At 35.9% G+C, this 21,284-nt stretch carries 21 protein-coding genes; 20 read left to right on the top strand and 1 reads right to left on the bottom strand.

Going from position 1 to position 21,284, the window contains the following annotated elements; genetic code table 11:
• The first annotated feature begins 1 nt into the window (after nucleotide 1).
• From RVS70_RS04280 to RVS70_RS04220, 13 genes are all read left to right on the top strand, one after another.
• Entirely contained in the window at nucleotides 2–1,768 is a 1,767-nt protein-coding gene (locus tag RVS70_RS04280; protein WP_026681048.1) for an ATP-binding protein, read from the top strand.
• A gap of 50 nt (nucleotides 1,769–1,818) precedes the next feature.
• Nucleotides 1,819–2,259, top strand: a complete 441-nt coding sequence (locus tag RVS70_RS04275) for a DUF4430 domain-containing protein (protein ID WP_121605081.1) — start codon at nucleotides 1,819–1,821, stop codon at nucleotides 2,257–2,259.
• Nucleotides 2,260–2,264: 5 nt separating this feature from the next.
• A complete protein-coding gene (locus RVS70_RS04270; RefSeq protein ID WP_121605082.1) occupies nucleotides 2,265–2,783 on the top strand; it encodes an ECF transporter S component in 519 nt (172 codons plus the stop codon).
• A gap of 338 nt (nucleotides 2,784–3,121) precedes the next feature.
• Nucleotides 3,122–3,655: an RNA polymerase sigma factor SigX gene (sigX, locus tag RVS70_RS04265; protein ID WP_026681045.1), complete on the top strand. Its 534-nt coding sequence runs from the start codon at nucleotides 3,122–3,124 to the stop codon at nucleotides 3,653–3,655.
• Nucleotides 3,652–4,809: a hypothetical protein gene (locus RVS70_RS04260; protein ID WP_121605083.1), complete on the top strand. Its 1,158-nt coding sequence runs from the start codon at nucleotides 3,652–3,654 to the stop codon at nucleotides 4,807–4,809. Before sigX ends, RVS70_RS04260 begins: the two co-directional genes overlap by 4 nt.
• Nucleotides 4,810–5,302: 493 nt before the next feature.
• The gene (locus RVS70_RS04255) at nucleotides 5,303–6,370 is read left to right on the top strand and encodes a helix-turn-helix domain-containing protein (RefSeq protein WP_205388519.1); all 1,068 of its coding nucleotides are present in this window, start codon (nucleotides 5,303–5,305) and stop codon (nucleotides 6,368–6,370) included.
• Nucleotides 6,363–7,919: a RecQ family ATP-dependent DNA helicase gene (locus RVS70_RS04250; RefSeq protein WP_026681042.1), complete on the top strand. Its 1,557-nt coding sequence runs from the start codon at nucleotides 6,363–6,365 to the stop codon at nucleotides 7,917–7,919. The genes RVS70_RS04255 and RVS70_RS04250 overlap by 8 nt, the downstream gene beginning before the upstream one ends.
• The gene (locus RVS70_RS04245; protein WP_026681041.1) at nucleotides 7,906–8,493 is read left to right on the top strand and encodes a CPBP family intramembrane glutamic endopeptidase; all 588 of its coding nucleotides are present in this window, start codon (nucleotides 7,906–7,908) and stop codon (nucleotides 8,491–8,493) included. Before RVS70_RS04250 ends, RVS70_RS04245 begins: the two co-directional genes overlap by 14 nt.
• Nucleotides 8,490–8,825, top strand: coding sequence for a hypothetical protein (locus tag RVS70_RS04240; RefSeq protein WP_026681040.1), 336 nt, complete (start codon nucleotides 8,490–8,492; stop codon nucleotides 8,823–8,825). The genes RVS70_RS04245 and RVS70_RS04240 overlap by 4 nt, the downstream gene beginning before the upstream one ends.
• Before the next feature lie 658 nt (nucleotides 8,826–9,483).
• A complete protein-coding gene (locus tag RVS70_RS04235; protein ID WP_034678942.1) occupies nucleotides 9,484–10,254 on the top strand; it encodes a metallophosphoesterase in 771 nt (256 codons plus the stop codon).
• A 162-nt stretch (nucleotides 10,255–10,416) separates the two neighbouring features.
• Nucleotides 10,417–10,995: a genetic competence negative regulator gene (locus tag RVS70_RS04230; protein ID WP_026681038.1), complete on the top strand. Its 579-nt coding sequence runs from the start codon at nucleotides 10,417–10,419 to the stop codon at nucleotides 10,993–10,995.
• Nucleotides 10,996–11,365: 370 nt separating this feature from the next.
• Nucleotides 11,366–12,598 carry a Glu/Leu/Phe/Val family dehydrogenase gene (locus RVS70_RS04225; RefSeq protein WP_371414014.1) on the top strand — a complete coding sequence of 411 codons (1,233 nt, stop codon included), beginning with the start codon at nucleotides 11,366–11,368 and terminating at the stop codon, nucleotides 12,596–12,598.
• 124 nt (nucleotides 12,599–12,722) lie between these two features.
• Nucleotides 12,723–13,685, top strand: coding sequence for a YpdA family putative bacillithiol disulfide reductase (locus RVS70_RS04220; RefSeq protein WP_026681036.1), 963 nt, complete (start codon nucleotides 12,723–12,725; stop codon nucleotides 13,683–13,685).
• Nucleotides 13,686–13,987: 302 nt separating this feature from the next.
• Here RVS70_RS04220 and RVS70_RS04215 read toward each other — a convergent pair whose 3' ends face one another.
• Nucleotides 13,988–14,959, bottom strand: a complete 972-nt coding sequence (locus tag RVS70_RS04215; protein WP_026681035.1) for an asparaginase — start codon at nucleotides 14,957–14,959, stop codon at nucleotides 13,988–13,990.
• Between the two features lie 86 nt (nucleotides 14,960–15,045).
• Here RVS70_RS04215 and prsW point away from each other — a divergent pair, with 86 nt between their 5' ends.
• From prsW to RVS70_RS04180, 7 genes are all read left to right on the top strand, one after another.
• Nucleotides 15,046–15,756 (top strand): glutamic-type intramembrane protease PrsW, encoded by a 711-nt coding sequence (gene prsW / locus RVS70_RS04210; protein WP_051388308.1) that lies wholly within the window; start codon nucleotides 15,046–15,048, stop codon nucleotides 15,754–15,756.
• A 523-nt stretch (nucleotides 15,757–16,279) separates the two neighbouring features.
• On the top strand, nucleotides 16,280–16,477 hold the full coding sequence (locus RVS70_RS04205; RefSeq protein WP_321132554.1) for a hypothetical protein: 198 nt from the start codon (nucleotides 16,280–16,282) through the stop codon (nucleotides 16,475–16,477).
• A gap of 314 nt (nucleotides 16,478–16,791) precedes the next feature.
• Nucleotides 16,792–17,604, top strand: coding sequence for a spore cortex-lytic enzyme (gene sleB / locus RVS70_RS04200; protein WP_026681034.1), 813 nt, complete (start codon nucleotides 16,792–16,794; stop codon nucleotides 17,602–17,604).
• Between the two features lie 14 nt (nucleotides 17,605–17,618).
• A complete protein-coding gene (gene ypeB / locus RVS70_RS04195) occupies nucleotides 17,619–18,962 on the top strand; it encodes a germination protein YpeB (RefSeq protein WP_321132553.1) in 1,344 nt (447 codons plus the stop codon).
• A gap of 87 nt (nucleotides 18,963–19,049) precedes the next feature.
• On the top strand, nucleotides 19,050–19,712 hold the full coding sequence (locus RVS70_RS04190; RefSeq protein ID WP_026681032.1) for a flagellar brake protein: 663 nt from the start codon (nucleotides 19,050–19,052) through the stop codon (nucleotides 19,710–19,712).
• A gap of 153 nt (nucleotides 19,713–19,865) precedes the next feature.
• Nucleotides 19,866–20,549, top strand: a complete 684-nt coding sequence (gene cmk, locus RVS70_RS04185; RefSeq protein ID WP_121605086.1) for a (d)CMP kinase — start codon at nucleotides 19,866–19,868, stop codon at nucleotides 20,547–20,549.
• Between the two features lie 12 nt (nucleotides 20,550–20,561).
• Nucleotides 20,562–21,140: a lysophospholipid acyltransferase family protein gene (locus tag RVS70_RS04180; protein ID WP_026681030.1), complete on the top strand. Its 579-nt coding sequence runs from the start codon at nucleotides 20,562–20,564 to the stop codon at nucleotides 21,138–21,140.
• The last annotated feature ends 144 nt before the right edge of the window (nucleotides 21,141–21,284 follow it).

Genomic DNA, 21,284 nt, shown 5'->3' with positions numbered 1-21,284 from the left:
AATGTTTTGGCGAAGTGTTGTTGGTAAACTAGCAATAACCATCCTATTGCTAGTTTCTTTTGTATTGTTTATTTTGACTATTTTACTATTACAATTTTTTGAGGATTTTCATATTCAGGAAGCAGAGCAAGATATGCACCAAACAGCAACGAAGGTATCTGTACTTGTTCAATCCCAACAAAAGTCCAATGTTATGGAGACGACCGAACGTGTAAAAGACCCAGCAAGCAGAGTTGCTATCGTTTTTGAAGATGGGGAACTATGGGTGTCGAATAGTGAAGATAAAAATCTGTTAAAATTACAAAAAGAGTGGATTGAAAGCGAAGAAGACTTATCAGAAGTTTTAACCACGAATAGGCAAGTAAGAAAACAACTCTTTCTACCAGGGAATCAAATGGAAGCTATGATTGTTGGAATTCCTATAGAAAACCAAGAGGGTGCAGTTTTTGTATATCAATCGTTAGATGTAATTGATCAAACGAAAGCAGAGACGACAAAAAGAATATTTCTTGCAGCAGGAATTGCAATTGTTTTGACTACTATTTTTGCCTTTTTCTTATCGACGAGAATAACTTCCCCGTTAATCAAGATGCGTGAAGCAGCATTTGATTTAACTAGAGGAGAATTTAATACAAAGGTCCCAATACTAACACATGATGAAATTGGAGAACTAGCGTTAGCATTTAATCGTATGGGCAGACAATTGAAATTCCATTTAAATGCATTACGGCAAGAGAAAGAACAATTATCAAGTATCGTAAGTTCTATGGCAGATGGTGTTATTACACTAAACCGTAGTGGAGATATGATTGTAACAAATTCACCTGCAGAACGATTTATCGAAGATTGGTATTATGAAAATAATATGCAAAATCAGCAAGAAGAACGAAAGCTTCCTAGCGAATTAAATGAGATTTTACAAGAAGTTATAGAGGGTGAAAAGGAAGCGATTCACGAGCTTAGTTTACAAGGTAGAAATTGGGTAATGGTAATGACCCCATTATATGATCAATCCTATGTAAGAGGAGCGGTTGCCGTGATTCGTGACATGACAGAAGAAAGAAGAATGGATAAACTTAGGGAGGACTTTATTGCTAATGTCTCACATGAATTACGTACGCCGATTTCGATGCTTCAGGGGTATAGTGAAGCCATTGTAGATGATATAGCTGAATCAAAAGAAGAAAAGAATGAGCTCGCACAAATCATTCATGAAGAGTCTTTACGTATGGGAAGACTAGTCAATGAATTATTGGATCTTGCCCGAATGGAGGCAGGTCATATTCACTTAAATTTAGAAACCGTAGAAGTAGAAAAATATGTAGAGAGAATCCTAAAGAAATTTAATGGATTAGCTTTAGATAATCAAATTACTCTCTCGCTAGATAAGCAGCTAAGTGAAGCATATGTACAAATTGATCCAGACAGAATTGAACAAGTTTTTACAAATCTCATTGATAATGCAATTCGTCATACAAGTGAACAGGGATTTGTTAAAGTAAAAGTTTCTAATGATGAACATGGACTTCAGGTTGAGATTGAAGATAGTGGTAGCGGAATTCCTGAAGAAGATTTACCTTTTGTTTTTGAACGTTTTTATAAAGCCGATAAATCAAGAACGAGAGATAAGAAGAAAAAAGGTACTGGCTTAGGCTTAGCCATTGCAAAGAATATTATTGATGCACATAATGGAATCATTAATGTGAATAGTAAAATAAATCAAGGTACAGCCTTTAGTTTTAAAATACCGAAAAACAAGGAAAGTTAAATTTATGTTATGATATGTTTGCAAATATGGAAGGAATGGGGAGGATAACAATGAAGCAATGGATGTTTCGGTTGATAGCTGTGTTTATGGTTGTTGTATTATTAGCTGGATGTGGTACTGAAGATTCAACAGATCAAGCTACACAGAAAGAAGCAAATAATACAACAGAAAATCAAGGGAGTAACACAGAGCAGTCTGAAGAAACAGTCCTAATAACCATTACAAAAGATCATGGTGAGGAATATATTCACGAAAAGGAGGTACCCATTGAAGAAGGTGATATCTTAATGGATGTCATGGAGGAGAACTTCTACATTGAAACAGAACAGAATGGTACGTTCATTACTTCAATTGAAAGGGTAGCTGCTAAAGAAGGAGAAAAGAAGGGCTGGATTTATACAGTTAATGGAGAAATGGCAAAGGTAGGTGCTGCTGAGTATGAACTAAAGCCTGATGATAAGGTCGTTTTTGATTTCCAAGCTTGGGAATGATGTAATTGAACCCATATAAATTAACCTTATTAGCGATTTTAGCAGCACTAGCTATTGTTGGGAGATACGCCTTCGTTTTTATCCCAAATGTACAGCCCGTTACGTCCATTATAATTATTACTGGTTTGATCTTGGGGCCGGGTGCTGCTGTAATACTATCGTTACTTATAACATTTGTTTCTAATATGCTGTTGGGTATGGGGATTTGGGTGATATGGCAAACCGTTGCTTGGGGGATTATCGGTTTAATAAGTGGAATTATCGGAAATGTTTTCACCCGCATATCTTTTCCTTTTATTGTATTTTTTTCAATTTTTTGTGGGTATTTTTATGGTTTGATTATTTCATTAACAAACTATCAGATAAGTGGGGAGTTTTGGGCTTACTATTTTAGTGGTCTTTTATTTGATACAAACCACGCAATTGGTAATGCCGTGTTTATGATGTTTTTTTATCCTTTTATTAGCTATTTAGTAAAGAAATATGCAGCAGATACATTTGCTAAGAAAAATGCTGACCGTTGAGTCAGTATTTTTTTATAGACTCGTAAATTATAAAATTAGCCCAAGTGGATAAAGATGGGCGTGTTGAGCCGCGTCCAGCTCCAGCGCCCAGAAGCTAGGTGACTTCACGAATCACCCTAATCTAAGTCATCATCGACTCGCCAGCACACCGTGATTCCTTTATCTCCGTTGACTCGCTCCAGTCGCTACGTTTCTCATCTGGCGCCTGTGCTTTTGTTCTCTTTAAAATTATGTCGTGTATCCTTGCACATATGCTCCTGTCAATTTATAGTTATAGATAATTGAATGTAACCTTTTTATTGGTTTAAGCGACTATTGAAGGTGAACGGGGGATCTTAATGGAGATCGTTTTTGAGGAATTGTATGAAAAGTATCATAAAGATTTATATCAGTTTGTTTTTTATATGGTAAAGGATAGGTTGACAACTGAAGATCTCGTTCAGGAAGTATATATTAAAGTACTAAAATCACACCATCATTTTAAAGGTGATAGTAGTGTTAGAACTTGGTTATTTTCTATTGCGAGACATGTAACCATTGACTATTTTCGGTCGCAAAACAGAAAAAGAAAACGAATACTTACGTTTTTTGATTGGACAACAAAAGGAGAAAAAATCGAGGATGTTCATCCATTGCCTGATGAAGTAGCGATTCAGAGTGAGGAACTGAAACAAATTTACAACTGTTTAGATCAATGTACAATTGATCAAAAGAGTGTCATTATTTTACGATACATGCAGTCATTTTCTATAAAGGAAACGGCGGAAATATTAAATTTTAGTGAAAGTAAAGTGAAAACAACCCAGCATCGTGCTTTAAAGGCATTGCGTACATATATAGAAAATCAAGATGAAGGAGGAGAACGTAGATGAATCACAATGATGATCGGGATAAACACTTAATTGAACAACTTAACCAATTACCTAAAATTGAAGATAAACGATCTAAAGAAGAGATTTATCAACGTATTTCCTCTGCGCAACATACTAAAAAGTCACATAAAATTTTTCCAGTACTTGGCCTTGTTACAGCAGTAGCTATCCTGTTTTTCATGATAGCTCCGTCGATCATGGATAGGAACCAGCAAGAGATGAGTGATAAATCTGTTAACGATGTAAAGCAATTTAATCAGGAAAGCAAAGAGGAAAGTGGTTTAGGCTTAGAAGGAGAGGAGCAAGGCATGGCTGGTCAAGGAAATATATTGGAGAAACAAGATAGTTCAACTGTGAATAGCTCGTTAGTTGTTAATGAAACGGAATCTTCAGATCAACTCGTATATGCAGCTGTCGCAGAAAAACAAATGCAGTATATCATTCCTCTAACCTTCATTGTTCCTGACTCAAGTGTAAATGAGGCTTATAATCAATTGGATCAGTTGATAGCAACCACTAATCAAGACAACGACATCTATTTATTCCGGGATATCAAGTACCAATTTGATGAGGAGAATAATCAAGTTAGCTTAAATTTACCGAATGGCTTTTCACTTGGTAATGGTACAGCTACTGCTGGAATGTTCCAGAGAATGTTAGCTGTAATGTTTCAGCCCTACCAAATAGAAAGGGTTAAATTTACTGGGAATTTAGATAACGTGGACTTTGGTGAGATGGGCCGAGTGAAGGAAATGTCGATAAAAGAAACGAAAACGTTTAGTTATAAATTATACGATCAAGCAGCACAAAAAAGGCTTATACAAGTACCGAATGAGGAACATGAAACAATTATTGATGCGATTAATAAGCTAAAAACAAGTGAAGAATCGTATCATGTTGAGCGAACGATTCCTAAAGATATGCAATTCTCGATCCATTCAAATGATCAGTCTTTACGGTTGGAGTTTAGAAATGACTCTAGCTTGACAAATAATGAAGAAGGAATAACGATGATTGAATCAATATTAATGACAGCCAAGAGCTATGGATATGTGGAAGTGCAATTTGAAAATGCTTCTATAGAACGTGTAGGGGAATATGATTTAACAAAGCCAATTCCGGTACCTGTTGCCGCAAATCCAATAAAAAAATAAAGACACTGTCTTAAATCTTAAAAACCGATCGTGATAATTTTAACAGGTCGGTTTTCTTCTTTATTTGCATTTATTTGGATTACCTCCTATTTCATGACTTTTGGGACAGCCCTTTTTCTATGGTTTGGGTTGTTGTAAACTATATGTATAGTCTATCTACTGTAAAGAGTTTCTGTAAACAGAAGTTACGAAACGGTTGGATAGGTGAGATGTAGCTTAGTAAATATCTAATAGATGATGCTTGTAATGGAAGAATGCCACGATTCTCGCCATGTCCAACATAAGGGATACTTACCTTATCATAATCATAGTCACAGGTGACTACTGTACCACAAGCAGTATATTTTCTCTATCTACTTTTGCAATGATTTATATCTCCTAGCTCTTTGAAGTATGCTATCTTTCTCCTGCAATAGTGTAAACTGGAAAATAAATAGTGTCATTACCTATAATGTTATCGTTCGAAGAATCGATTGAAAAAGGGGGGATAAAAATGATACTAGATGGGATCATTTTGACGAGCACCTCATATTTAAACAAAGAGCGATCCATATCAGCTATCTTTCACATTATAACAGGTAAAAAATCGATTCAGACTGTACAAGATATTCACATGTACCAATTAAAAAGTTTTTATGGTGTTTATCCCAGTTTGGATAAAGCGGTTTTCCAAAAACAAATACGTTATTTAATAAAGGAAGACTGTTTAAGGATATGTAATGAAGAAAAACAAATATATAAACTGACTCCTGTAGGAAGCAGGCGATTAAACGAGGTGGGAGAAAGCTCAACGTTAAAATTATTGAACGGTTTTCGCTTTGCCAGGTTAGAAAAAATTTATTTCGATAGGTTACGATTATTACTCCAAACATTGATAAATAGTAGGATGAGCAATTTTAACTTTATCCCTGTAATTGAAAATAAGGAAGTGGAAGTATGGGTGAAGTGGTACTATATAAAAATAAAGCCAACACGATCAAAGGTCTTACTACATTTCTATGAGGAATTAGAAATGTTGCTTAGCCGATTTCCTGATATTGTTGCCGAAATGTTTGTTGATCGGTTAACAGGGTATAAGAACTTTGGCAAAAGTGTTTATCAATTAGCACAGCAGTATGGTGTACAAAAAGATGAGATACAGCTCCAAATTACAGCTTACTTACACTATATATTGGAAACCGTTGAAAGAGAAAAAGATTGTTTCCCTTATCTGGCCAGTATAGCAGATGATTTATCAGCGAATACATCATTAACAAAGACAGCTCAAGCTACTTATCAATTACTGAAAAACGGAATGCCGGTGCAGAGGATAGCACGTATCAGAAATCTTAAAATAAATACGATTCAGGATCATATTGTGGAAATTGCCTTGTACGACGTTCATTTCCCTATAGAAAAGTACGTATCCCAAGCAGATCAACAAGAAATTATTAATGCTCATGTTGAAACTAATTCGTATAAATTAAGTGTAATTAAAGAACATGTTCCTAATCGTATCGATTATTTTCAAATTCGATTAGTATTAGCAGTTTTAAACCATGGAGTGAAAATAGGTGAATAATGTAGAAAATCAATTAAATTTAAGACATGAGTTGAAGAAGCACTTTGGATATGATGCTTTTCGTAAAGGACAACGTGAAATAATTGAAGATGTTATGCGGGGGGAGAATGTATTAGGCATATTACCAACTGGTTCTGGCAAATCGATCTGCTATCAGCTTCCAGCTAAACTGCTGGATGGAGTAACAATTGTAGTGTCACCTCTCATATCTTTAATGATTGATCAAGTAAAACATCTAAAGGCTATGAATTTTAAGCAGGTAGTTGCTATTAACAGTTTTATGAATAGGTCTGAACGGTATACTGTATGGAATCAACTACATACATATAAATTAATTTACCTATCTCCTGAACTATTGCAACAGGATAAGCTACAAAGGAAGCTTCGTCAGCTGCAAATCAGCTTATTTGTTATCGATGAAGCGCATTGTATATCGCAATGGGGACATGAATTTAGACCAGATTACTTAAAGTTAAGTCAGAGTATAGAAAGTTATGGAAATCCACCAGTATTAGCTTTGAGTGCTACCGCCACACCAAAAGTGCAAGAAGATATTATTGAAGCATTAGGTAGAAAAGGAACGATTAAACATGTTCATGACATGGATCGAGACAATATTGCGTTTTATATCCAGCATGTAAATGATGATAGCGAAAAACTAGATACGATGGCTCGTTTATTCAAGAGATACCGAGTTCCAACACTAATCTACTTTTCCAGTAGAAGAGTGGCTGAAGACGTAGCACATGAGCTATCTAATAAGCTTTCCTATCAAATAGCTGTTTATCATGGTGGAATGGAACAGCATGATCGAGTTACCATTCAACAGCAATTTATGAACAATCAATTAGATATTGTTTGCTGCACTAGTGCATTTGGAATGGGGATAAACAAGTCTAACATACGTTTGGTTATTCATTACCACATGCCTCCACAAATGGAAGCATTCATTCAAGAGGTGGGAAGAGCAGGGAGAGATGGTGAGCAAAGTATAAGTTTACTATTATTCTCCATAAAAGACATTCACTTGCCGAAGAATATAATAAAGAAAGAATTGCCATTGGAATCCGATATCACTTCTGTATTTAAACGACTATTCACGTTATTTTCATCAAATCAAAGCTTACCAGAACAGATGGACGAACGAGCGGGGATTTTTCAAATGAATGAAGTACAGTGGCGATTTATGCAGTATCAATTAGAAAAACATGGTATTATTAAAAAAAATCGTATTTTTTATGATCAACGTAATTGGCAGCGTGCTTTGCACAAAATAATTGAACATCGTAACAGTCGTACACATTTAAAAGAACAGAAGCTAACAAAAATGATTCATTGGATTCAGCAAAAAGCGTGTTTTCGCAAGCATTTATACCAAGAGTTCCAGACATCTTATGCAACCCCGACTTCTCTATGTTGTAGCAATTGTGGATTTTCTTGGGATGAATGGAATCCGGTACAGACGACAATCAAACGTACAGAACCAAAAACATGGAGAGAAAAATTACAGGAAAAGCTTTTACATGGAGATATACATGAAACAACGTGAACAATTGATATTACAGATGGAAGATAAATCGTTACGGAAGCACCTAGTTATATCGCAGCTTCTATTACTTCTTATTGCTTTTATTGGAAGTGTCTTCGTATTCGATCCTATTGAAGAGCAATGGCGTGAATTATTTAGCTGGGATTTTTCAGAAATCGTTTTTTATGGGGTATTATCTGGTTTATTAATTGCTGGAATTGAAATTATACTAATCGTCATCCTTCCTACAACGTATTATGATGATGGTGGTATTAATTACAAACTATTCCATAAGCAGCCCATTTTCTTTATTTTTTTTATAGCATTGCTAGTAGCTATAGCGGAGGAATTGCTTTTTCGCGGTTTGCTGCAAACCACCTTTGGTTACATAAGTGCAAGCATTATTTTTGCAGTCGTTCACATTAGATACCTAAAAAAACCTGTACTTCTTATCTCCGTAGTCATTGTTAGCTTTTATCTTGGGTATCTGTTCTATGTAACCGAAAATTTAATAGTAACCATTGTTACTCATTTTCTAATAGATAGTTTACTGGGGTTATTTATACGTTTTAAAAGTGAGGTGTGGAAACAATGAGCCAGCAATTAAGCAAACAAGAAGATCAGGCGGAAGAATTAAGGAAATTATTAAATGAAGTAGAAAGTATTAAAGATCCTGAAATGAATAAATCTATAGAATCAGAAGAAGTACAGCTTGAACAAAGGGAAGTAGATATCCTTAATTTACCTCCCCGCAAAGAAGTTCACGGAAATAAAAAGCAGCATACACATATAAAAATAAGTTTACCATTCAGACGATTTATTTTAATTATATTCCTATTAATCATAATCCTAATTGGGGTATACTATCTATTTGGGGGAGATATACCACAGCTCATGAATAATGTCATGGATAGCACCATTAACTAAGAAAGTGAAACTTCCATCCGTGGGATTTTGTATTTTCCACGGATGGTAAGTAGAACCAATCGGACATTTACTGGCAGTTGCCCCCTCACTAACCCATCCTTGGTTTCACTTAAATGTTTGAAGAGGGATCTTACTGCCAGTTATATGCGGGATAAAGTGAAACTTCCATCCGTGGGGTTTTATTTTTCCCTACGGATGGTAAGTAGAACCAATCGGACATTTACTGGCAGTTGCCTCCTCATAACCCATCCTTGGTTTCACTTAAATGTTTGAAGAGGGGGCTTACAGCCAGTTATATGCGGGATAAAGTGAAACTTCCATCCGTGGGATTTTGTATTTTCCACGGATGGTAAGTAGAACCAATCGGACATTTACTGGCAGTTGCCCCCTCACTAACCCATCCTTGGTTTCACTTAAATGTTTGAAGAGGGGCTTACAGCCAGTTATATGCGGGGTAAAGTGAAACTTCCATCCGTGGGATTTTGTATTTTCCACGGATGGTAAGTAGAACCAATCGGACATTTACTGGCAGTTGAACCCTCACTAACCCATCCTTGGTTTCACTTAAATGTTTGAAGAGGGGGCTTACTGCCAGTTATATGCGGGATAAAACAGGTTGATTTTTTAGCTAACGGTAAACGTAAAGGGGTATGAGAGATTGGCTATTCTTGGGATAATTATTTGTGCGGGTTTGGTTCTTGTTTTTAGAATGATCTTTTTAGCACATCACGATAGATTGCTGTATCACCATGTAACAGATAAGCAAATTCCAGACCAATTCACTAATTTTCGTATCTTTTTTATATCTGACATTCATCGTCGAAGAATAAATAAAAAAACGATTGAGAAAATAAAAGAACCTATTGATATTATCATTATTGGTGGAGACATTACAGAAAAATTTGTACCATTGCAGCGAACAATAAAAAATATTAGGCGTTTAAAAAAATGGCAACAACCTATTTATTTCATTTGGGGAAATAACGATTATGAAGCACAACCAGATCGATTAGAACGAATGCTTAGACAAGAAAATGTAATCATTTTAACGAATTCGAATGATACCATAATTCGGGGTAATCGAACAATTAGCATACTTGGACTAGATTGTTTTACATATGGAGAGCCGAGATTAGATTTGGCGATGCAGGGCGCGCAGGGAAGCTTTATGATTCTACTCACCCATGATCCTGAGGCCTTCTACCTCTTATCTGATCAAGAGTTACAATCAATTGATATTGCGTTAGCGGGGCATACACATGGAGGACAAATTCGAATAATGGGAGTTGGACCATATGAACGCGGAGGCTTAGATAAATATAAAAATACGAAGATATTAATTAGTGAAGGATATGGTTATTCATCATTACCTTTTCGATTAGGAACCAATTCTCAATGTCATGTGATTACATTTGAAAAATTAACGTAAAAGTGACGTTGTCAAGTTCAAGAATAACTCCATTAGCATATAGTGTATAAAAGAACTACAATAGAATGATTATATTGTATTGTGCAGCTTAGTAACGTATGTTATAAATAGCATGGAGTTATGTTTGTAAATGAAAATACAGCTCATAAAGGAGGATGCTATATGCGTATTGAACGAGTGTCCGATAATCAGTTTACAATTTTTTTGACATTTGATGATTTAATTGAACGAGGATTTACGAAAGAGGATTTATGGTATGATGCATCAGGTGTCCGAAATTTATTTAGTGATATGATGTATGAAGCAAGCTCGGAGCTGGGTTTTGAACTTGAAGGCATGCTACTGGTACAAGTGCATTTAATGCAGGCGCAAGGGATGCATGTAATTGTAACTCAAAATATCGAAACCCTGCATTGGGATGATGATTTCATTGAGATGAAAGTTACGTTAGATGAAAGTAAAGAGCTACTTTTCTCATTTTTAGATTTCGAAGATGTCATACATGTTTCTAATAATTTGTCCGCACTATCCATAGAAGGCGGCCAAGTTTATCATATGGATAGCACATATTATATGCTACTTCAAGATGATGATTTAGAGAATCATAACCGTGAAGATATTATAGCTGTCATGTCAGAATATGCCTATCCAAGTATTATAACGTCACATCGCTTAAAAGAGTATGGTAAGATAATTTTTCCATCTCATGCGGTCGAACAAATTAGAGCTAAATTTAAATAAATTGATATGAAGGAAAATATACCCACAAAGAAGTGGAAGAAAAAAGTGCTTTTAATCTTTAATGTGCTACTTAATTAGATCAAAAATATATACCGAAGCTTTTACAGTAATTTACAGCTAAAATAGAGAGCTTCGGCAATTATTTTTTGAAAAAGTAAAGCGTTTTCTTTTATTTTGCATAAGAATAATCAGTCAATTCCGACAAGAGGATAATTATTATAAAAAATGAAGTGATTTTATTGCATATTTGTAGTGAAGGTGTATACTAATCTCTGAGTACAGCTATTACTAAATATTTATAGATATTCTAGGAGGTAAATTCATGGTAGCCGATAACGCAGCAGACTCTACCAAAGACACGAATAAGAAAATGGATGTATTAAGTTCAACACGAACTGTTGTAAAAACTGCATTGGAGAAATTGGGTTACCCTGATGAAGTTTTTGAGTTGTTAAAAGACCCGATCAGAATGATGACAGTAAGAATTCCAGTTCGTATGGATGATGGGTCAATTAAGGTTTTTACTGGGTATCGTGCACAGCATAATGATGCAGTAGGCCCTACAAAGGGCGGGGTAAGATTCCACCCGGATGTAACAGAAAAAGAAGTGAAGGCATTATCTATATGGATGAGTTTAAAAGCAGGTATTGTAGACTTACCATATGGAGGAGGAAAAGGTGGAATTATTTGTGATCCCCGTGAAATGTCCTTCCGTGAGTTAGAAGGATTAAGTCGAGGATATGTACGAGCTATCAGTCAAATTGTAGGTCCTACAAAAGATATTCCTGCTCCAGATGTTTTTACAAATTCTCAGATTATGGCATGGATGATGGATGAATATAGCCGTATTGATGAATTTAATAGTCCTGGGTTTATAACTGGTAAACCAATTGTTCTCGGAGGTTCACACGGTAGGGAATCTGCAACTGCGAAAGGTGTTACAATTTGTATTAACGAAGCTGCAAAGAAAAAAGGAATAGATGTTAAGGGAGCAAGAGTAGTAGTTCAAGGATTTGGGAATGCGGGAAGCTTTCTTTCTAAATTTTTGCATGATGCTGGTGCGAAAGTTGTAGGTATATCCGATGCATATGGAGCTCTTTATGATCCAGAAGGACTTGATATTGATTACCTGCTGGATAGAAGAGACAGTTTTGGAACGGTTACCAAATTATTTAATAATACAATTTCAAATAAAGATCTATTAGAGCTTGATTGTGATATCCTAGTACCAGCTGCTGTTGAAAATCAAATTACTGGAGAGAATGCTGATAAGATCAAAGCAAGCATTGTAGTTGAAGCTGCAAATGGACCTACCACAATGGAAGGTACACGAATACTGAGTGAACGAGGCATATTGTTAGTACCCGATGTATTAGCTTCTGCAGGTGGTGTAACTGTTTCTTATTTTGAATGGGTTCAAAATAATCAAGGTTATTATTGGACAGAAGAAGAAATTGATAAGAAACTTCATGAAATTATGGTTAAATCTTTTAACTCTATCTATAATACAGCTGAGACGAGACGAGTAGATATGCGTTTAGCTGCATATATGATTGGTGTTCGAAAAATGGCTGAGGCTTCGAGATTCCGCGGCTGGGTATAAAAAAGAAAACCATGAGTAGATGATTAATGACGGAAAACTCTTATCCAAGTAAGTAAGGTAAGAGTTTTTCTCATTATTCGTGAATATTCTCGTGGAATTCTAGTTAGAAGGAAGTGTTTTATTCATGCAACAAGAAAAAGTTATTATCGTAGGTGCTGGACCTTGTGGTATGTCCTGTGCTATTGAACTTCAAAAATTTGGATATCGTCCACTAGTAATTGAAAAAGAAAATATCGTCAATGCTATCTATAATTTCCCAACGCATCAAACCTTTTTTAGCTCAAGTGAAAAGCTAGAAATAGGCGATGTAGCTTTCATTACCGAAAAGCACAAACCAGTCCGCAATCAAGCATTAGCTTATTATCGCTCTGTTGCGGAGCGTAAGCAATTACGTATAAATACATTTGAAGAGGTAACCTCCGTTAAGAAAACGAATAATGGATTTCATGTGAGAACCGAAAAACAAGAGTATGAAGCAGATAATGTTGTAATTGCTACTGGTTATTATGGTCAACCAAATATGATGGGCATTCCAGGTGAAGAGTTGGATAAGGTGATGCATTATTTCAAGGAAGGTCATCCTTATTTTAGAAAGCGTGTAGTAGTGATCGGTGGAAAGAACTCAGCCGTAGATGCAGCACTTGAATTGCATAAAGCAGGTGCAGAAGTAACCGTTATATATAGAGGTAGTAATTATTCGGAGAGTATTAAGCCCTGGATTTTGCCAGAATTTGATTCACTTGTTCGAAAAGAAGAAGTGAATATGATCTTTAATGGTAAGGTTTGTAACGTAACTGAGGAAGCGATTGTATATGAAGTGGATGGGGAAACTAAAACTATCCCGAATGATTATGTTTTTGCAATGACAGGATATCGACCTGATATTTCTTTACTTACTTCTATGGGAGTAGAAATAGATAAAGATTCAGGGATGCCGAGGTTTAATGAAAGAAATTATGAAACTAATATACCCGGTATTTATATAGCTGGCGTAGTTGCAGCAGGATTTAATAATAATAAAATCTTTATTGAAAATGGACGTTTCCATGGAGAAGCAATTGCAAAATCAATCCACAGCAAAAGTTGAGGATGGGAACAACATCAATGCTCGCCTCTCTATAGACGAACAAGAACAGGAAAGAAATTATAAAATAATGGCACTGTGTGTAAGTTGAAGGACGCTGCTCAACACGCCCCTTTTATCCACATGGGCAAATTTTATCATTTCCTAGACTACCATAAAATAGCTTTGAGTAGAAAAAGCCGAATGGATTGGTACGCCCCCAGAAATTAGTGTGAAAAGTCTAACTTCTGGGGTAACTACCTCTTCGTTCGGCTTTGGGTTATTATGTTCTGTTCCGACAATGTAGGTTCCTGACTTGTAGAAAGCTAAAATTCATTTTCAAAGATATATTGTAATTCAGCCATATTCTTAGTTGTTTCTAGTGCAATGAGTAATTTAATTCTAGCCTTTGGACCAGTCAAGCCATTCGCGAAGATAACTCCCATATCCTTTAATTGTCTTCCGCCGCCATCGTATCCGTATGTAGCCTGTACAACACCTTGGTAGCATCGAGATACTAAAATTACAGGTATATGTTGCTGGACCATTTGCTGTATTGGTACAATTGTTTCTTTTGGAAGATTTCCTTGCCCTAATGCCTCGATTACAATACCGTCTGGATTTATTTTATGAATAGCCTCAAGGATTGTTGCGTCCATACCAGCATAAGCTTTTAATAAAAAAACCTGTTTCTCAATTTGGTTAATTGGATAAGCATATCGTTTAATGACGGTGTGATGAAAAATAATAGAGTCTTTAGTAATTATTCCAAGCGGCCCATATTGTGGGCTTTGGAAGGTAGCTACATTACTAGTTGAAGTCTTCGTCACATTTTTAGCCGTATGAATTTCATCATTCATAACTACTAACACGCCCTTGTTAGACGCCTGATCGGATACAGCAACTCTAACTGAACTAATTAGATTGTATAGAGCATCTGAACCAATTTCATTACTTGAACGCATTGCACCAGTTATTATTATTGGTTTATCAGTATCGAGTAAAAGATCAATAAAATAGGCAGTCTCCTCCAATGTATCTGTTCCATGTGTAATTACAATACCATCATAGAACGGTAGCATCTCTTCTGTTATTTTGGCTAATTGTAACATATGCTTCGGTGTTACTTGTGGTGAGGGTAATGAAAGCTCAATACGCTCATCGATATTTGCATATGCTTTTAAGTGGTGGGTTAAATCTGTTAGTGGATGCTGGCTAGTTGTATTTACTGCACCTGTCTCTTTATTTTCAACCATTGAGATGGTCCCGCCAGTATGGAGGATAAGTATTTTCTTCATTTTAATCACCTGCTATAATTTTCTATTTTCATTCACTATACTTAATGATACGATTATTGTATTGGAAGTGAAAGAGGTTAAAAGCTATGTTTTCAATTTTATCTGCTGGAATAGCACCAGCATTAGCTTTAATGTCATTTTTCTATTTAAAGGATCGTTATAGCGAACCCTTGCCATTAATTATTCGTACCTTTGTTCTAGGTATGTTACTTGTGTTTCCAATCATGTTTATTCAATATGTATTTCAATCTGAAGAGTTGATTACTAATAATTTTTTACAGTCTTTTTTTCTTGTTTCTTTATTAGAAGAGTTCTTTAAATGGTTTATTTTCATGTATGCTATATTTCATCATTCAGAATTCGATGCTCATTATGATGGAATTGTATATGCAGTAGCCATCAGTCTTGGCTTTGCGACGCTTGAAAATGTATTATATTTGTTTACAAATGGAATAAGCTATGCATTTACAAGAGCCTTATTTCCAGTTTCCTCTCATGCATTATTTGGAGTGATTATGGGTTATTATTTTGGGAAGGCGAAGCTTTACCCGTTACAAAAACCAAAAAATTTACTACTCGCATTTTTGTTTCCTTTTTTATTGCACGGCACCTATAATTATATTCTTGTCGAAGTCGCTAGTAATTGGGTAGTTTTGCTTGCCCCATTTATGATTATTCTATGGATTATAGGATTACGCAGAGTAAAATTAGCTAATGAACCAATGAATCACTATCTTTTAATAGATACAGATCATAAAGCATCTACAGTCGATGTACAAAATAGAAAAGAAGGCTAAGAATCCTCTTATACGTTAAGTAAAGAGGATTTTTTTAGTTTAGGAAAATATAAAATTATTCCACGTGGATAAATATGGGCGTGCTGAGCGCGTTCAGCTCCAGTTTCCTAGAAATTAGGAGACTTCACGAATCGCACCGATAAGTCATCATCTGCTCGCAAGAGCACCTTGATTCTTTTATCTCCATTGACTCGTTCTAGTCGCTATGTTTCGAATCGGGCGCTTGCGCTTTTGTTCTAAGTTAAGAAAGTATAAAATCAGTGCAATGACTGCGTTAAGCCAAGTAGTTATTTTGAAATGTTTGATGTATATTGGCAATGCTCCGACTAATTACTTCGCTTTCCGCGGGCACGGCCTCAACTAACTTTGCAAAGAAGAACACGTTTGCAAAGTGGATTTTCGGCTCGCGCTAATCCCGCAGGAGTCTACGTAATTAGTCTCCGCTATGCGAAGGTGCAACAATTCTTGCTCATAAGTAATAGATTGACTTTTTTTACAATGGGTAAAGTCAAAATCGCTATCCGTGAGTATAAAAGCAGTTGTGTTACTTCATGCTAGCGTTGTAGAGCCTGATGATAGCGAAGGGCGGCCACTTCAACTCCTGTGGGAAATGTTTGACCTGAAGATCCACTTTTTTAAGCGGGTTTTGCTAAAAAAGTTAGCTGAAGGACAACCCCCACGGAAAGGGAAGTGGGCAGCCGGAGTGGTGGTCAAGCAGTAGCTATTATTCCATAATAGCTACTAGAGGGAGCGTAAATCGGAGCATGTAGTGATAAGGACTGAGCGAATTTTGCTCAGTTTTTCTTATAATTATATCAGAATTCGATGTGTCTGTATTTCTTTGTATTAAATACAAGGCTCAGCTACTTTATAAAACGTCACGCGTTTTAAGTACAGTTATGCTACGTTTACTTGTGCTTCTCCTAATTTTATGCACTTCAAAGTCCGGTATTAGTCCAAGTGAACGATTCATGAATAAAAACATGATTTAGTCAAAAAATAGATAGACAATATGAGATAGCAGGAGGATAACAGATGAGGAATAAAAAACGACCGATTACATTATTTATTATATGTTTTTTATTTATTGGAATACAAGTATCACAACCAGATAAACCTGTCCATGCTTTCAGTTCACAAGTAATTCAGCACGGTGCAGTCGGTGATGACGTTATAGAATTGCAAGCTAGGTTACAATATTTAGGTTTTTATAATGGGAAAATTGATGGTGTTTTTGGCTGGGGAACATACTGGGCTTTACGGAATTTTCAATATGAATTTGGTATGGAAATTGATGGGCTTGCCGGTGCTGCTACAAAGGCAAAACTAGTAAAAGCCAGTGAATATGATGAGTCGTATGTCAAGCAACAAATTAATCAAGGAAAAGACTTTACCCATTATGGTGGAACAGATAAAAACCAGGATACTGGTGGAGGTGCTACTGGTGGTAATCAAGCCGATAGCAATACAGCTGTTAATGTGCCGCAGGGATATTCACAAAATGATATTCAATTAATGGCAAATGCTGTTTATGGTGAAGCAAGAGGGGAACCATATGTCGGACAAGTTGCAGTGGCAGCAGTAATTTTGAATAGGGTTGAAAGTCCTACTTTCCCTAATAATGTTTCTGGTGTAATTTTTGAGCCTCGAGCCTTTACTGCTGTTGCAGATGGACAAATTTGGTTAACACCAAATGAAACTGCAAGGAAAGCAGTGCTAGATGCGATAAACGGCTGGGATCCATCAGGGAATGCACAGTATTATTTTAATCCAGATACAGCAACATCGGCGTGGATATGGTCACGACCACAAATCAAGAAAATAGGAAAACATATATTTTGTAAATAGAAAGGGTGTTTATTATGTTTCGCTGGATACTAATCGCTGTCTTAGCAATTGGGATTGCAGGTACAGCTTTCTGGGGCTACCAAGAACATCAGGAAAAAAACGCAATTCTTATCCAAGCTGAAAATACGTATCAACGAGCCTTTCATGAGCTCACCTATCACGTAGATCTACTGAATGATAAAATTGGCTCTGCATTAGCTATGAATTCAGATCAACGATTATCGCCACAGCTCGTAGAAATATGGCGTATAACATCAGAGGCACTCTCTGATGTCGGTCAATTACCGCTAGGATTACTACCGTTTAATAAAACGGAAGAATTTCTTTCAGAGATTGGCGACTTTACCTATCGTACAGCGGTTAGGAATTTAGAGACTGATCCGTTGTCAGATAAGGAGACCAAATCATTAGAAAGTTTATACAAGCAGTCAGGTGAGATTAAAGACGAATTAAGGCAAGTTCAACATGTAGCTTTAAAAAATAATTTACGCTGGATGGATGTTCAGTTAGCAATGGCGAATGAAGATGAACAGATGGATAACACGATTATTGATGGGTTTAAGACTGTGGAAAAAACGGTAGAAGGATTTTCAGAGGGTAATGGTGGTGCTTCTATCTCAAATACCTCCGTCAAAAAACATGAGTATAAGTTTCTAACTGGAGAAGAAATAAGTGAAGATGAAGCATTGGCAAAAGCTAAATCATTATTTAACGTAAAAAATAATGAAAAAATAAATATAACAAAGAGCGGAAAAGGCGCAGATGTCCCAGTTTACAGCATCTCCTACCGTAATGATAAGAAAAATGCCTATATGGATCTCTCGCAAAAAGGCGGACATCCAATTACGCTGTTGGTAGATAGACCGGTAAATGATAAACAAATTAGCTTGAATCAAGGCATGAAAAAAGCGCAAAAATATTTAGAGCAATTTGACTTTGAAAATATGACTGTATTTCAAAGTACGCAATTTGATAATATTGGTGCATTCTCTTTCCTATACAGTGAAGATGGGGTCCGTTATTATTCCGATGCGATGGAAGTTAAAGTGGCGTTAGATAACGGTGATATTCTTGGATTAACAGCAAATGATTACTTTATGAACCATACAGAGAGAGAAAAACCAACGCCAGAGCTCAGTGAAGAAGAAGCAAAAGAGATGGTTAATCCTAATGTCGATATCCAGGAAGAATTTCTAGCCGTAATTGATAATGATCTTGGTGAAGAAGTCTTAACCTATGAATTTCTTGGTATATTAGGAAACGAAACGTACCGAATATTTATTAATGCTATGGATGGAAAAGAAGAAAGAGTAGAGAAATTGAGTGGTTCGGAAATAAACTATGCAAGTAGTATGTAGGAGGAGGACAAAATTGTCTTCCTCTTTTCGGATTTTTCTGTAATAATAGGTATAAAGGTTCATTATAGTGAAATAGGGTGAGTTAATATGAAAATTGGTACGGTATTGAATATTGAAATAGCCATAGCTGGGAATACAGAAAAAGAAAAATACCGATGTAAAGTAATTGAAAAAAACGAAAACTATTTGTTTATTGACTATCCAGTTCATATGAAAACGCAGAAGTCGACATTATTCGTAAAAGGTACGTTGTTATCGGTAACTTATAGTGATGAAGAAGATATTATCTATCACTTTAATTCAGAAATTATAGCAAGAGTAAAGCTTAATGTGCCTGCTATGGCAATTGCGTTACCTGACGAAAATATGAAGCGAATTCAACGACGAACCTTTGTTAGAGTTAATACAGCAATTGATGTAGCGGTGCATATGATCGATAGTAACAGTCAACCATTTACGACGATTACTTCTGATTTAAGTGCAGGGGGAATTTCTATTATTATTCCAAAACATATAAAAATAGTTGGATGTCAGGCGGAGGTTTGGCTTACGCTCCCTTTCTCAAATGGTACGTATTATTATGTGCGATCGATTGTAGAATTTATTTCTTTTCAACAGGAAAAAAAACATGGTATAAAAATAGCAGCGTTAAAATTTTTGACACTGTCTACGAGTGAGCAACAAAATATTATCCGTTATTGTTTTGAAAAACAGCGAGAGGCTAGAAAAAAAGAAATGTCGTTAGAATAATAACAGCATGTTAACCCCGTTTTGAAATAGACCTATATTTGTGGGGTATGTTATTATAATAAATAGGTTTGTTTTCTTAAACTTGGCATTAGCCAAGTTTTTTCAACCTATTTTAATAGAACTTATCGTTATGAGAGGAATGACAGTCATTTCATGAAAAAGGATACATTAACAATAGCAATTGATGGACCTGCTGCAGCAGGAAAGAGTACGGTAGCAAAAATGGTAGCTAAGGAACTTGCTTGTATTTATATAGACACGGGAGCAATGTATCGCGCTTTAACATTACAAGCAATGAACCATTCAGTAGATGTAAACGATGAAGAAGCTCTAACGGCACTACTACTAAAAACAACTATTGAATTAAAGCAAACCATAGAGGGACAAAAGGTATTTATTGACAATCAGGATGTAACAGGAGCAATTCGTTCACTTGAAGTCACTAATACGGTTTCTTATGTTGCTAAACATCCGAAGATCCGAAGTGAAATGGTTAATCGTCAGCAAGCCTTGGCCGCTAAAAGAGATGTGGTTATGGATGGTCGCGATATTGGGACTCATGTACTTCCAGATGCTGAAGTTAAAATATTTTTAGTAGCTACTGTTGAAGAAAGAGCAAAAAGAAGGCATGAAGAAAATATAAAAAATGGAATAGCTTCTGATTTAGCAGAATTGAAAAAAGAAATTGAGCAAAGAGATCAAATTGATTCTAAACGGGAAGCATCACCTTTAGTTAAAGCAGAGGATGCTCTTGAAATTGATACAACATCACTTACCATAAACGAGGTAGCACAGCAAATACTCGAGCAAGCCAAAAAAATAAAACATACGAAATAGAGGGAAACTTTCATGTTATATAAATTCGCTAAATTTGTTGTTGCGCTTATATTTTATCCTCTATATCGAATCAAGGTTACTGGTAAAGAAAATGTGCCAAAGGAAGGTCCAGTTATAATATGCTCTAATCACATTTCCAACCTAGATCCTCCTGTTGTTGGAATAACTTCTCCTAGAGATATTCATTTTATGGCGAAAGAGGAATTGTTTGAAAAACCATTTTTAGGGAAATTATTATTAGGCATCCAAGCTTTTCCAGTTCGAAGAGGTATGAGTGATCGCAATGCGCTTCGCAAAGGGTTAGGAATACTTTCTAAAGGGCGTACACTTGGATTATTTCCAGAGGGGACGAGAAGTAAGACGGGTAAACTAGGAGAACCGCTGGCTGGGGCTGGTTTTTTTGCCCTACGATCTAAGGCAGTTATTGTTCCCTGTGCGATTGTGGGCACATATAAACCGTTTCACAAATTACAGGTTATATACGGAGAGCCTGTTCGAATGGAAGAATTACGAATCAAAAAGGCTTCTGCACAAGAAGCTGCCAATGCAATTATGGAAGAAATAAGCATACTAATTGAAAAAAATAATTAAAACTACTTTACTTGACAAATAATTATAATTATTAGAAGTTATAAAAAAGGGATTTTTTTTGGTATTATTCTATTAGTTTTAGGGTGAATGACGGAAACGTGAATAACAAAAATAAAGATAAGTTATTCTGTTTCGAATTGTATT

The organism is Virgibacillus sp. M23, from assembly GCF_034190895.1.
Lineage (GTDB): Bacteria > Bacillota > Bacilli > Bacillales > Amphibacillaceae > Virgibacillus > Virgibacillus salarius.
Note: the sequence above shows the minus strand (reverse complement) of the source record. Positions and strands in the feature narration are given on the sequence as shown.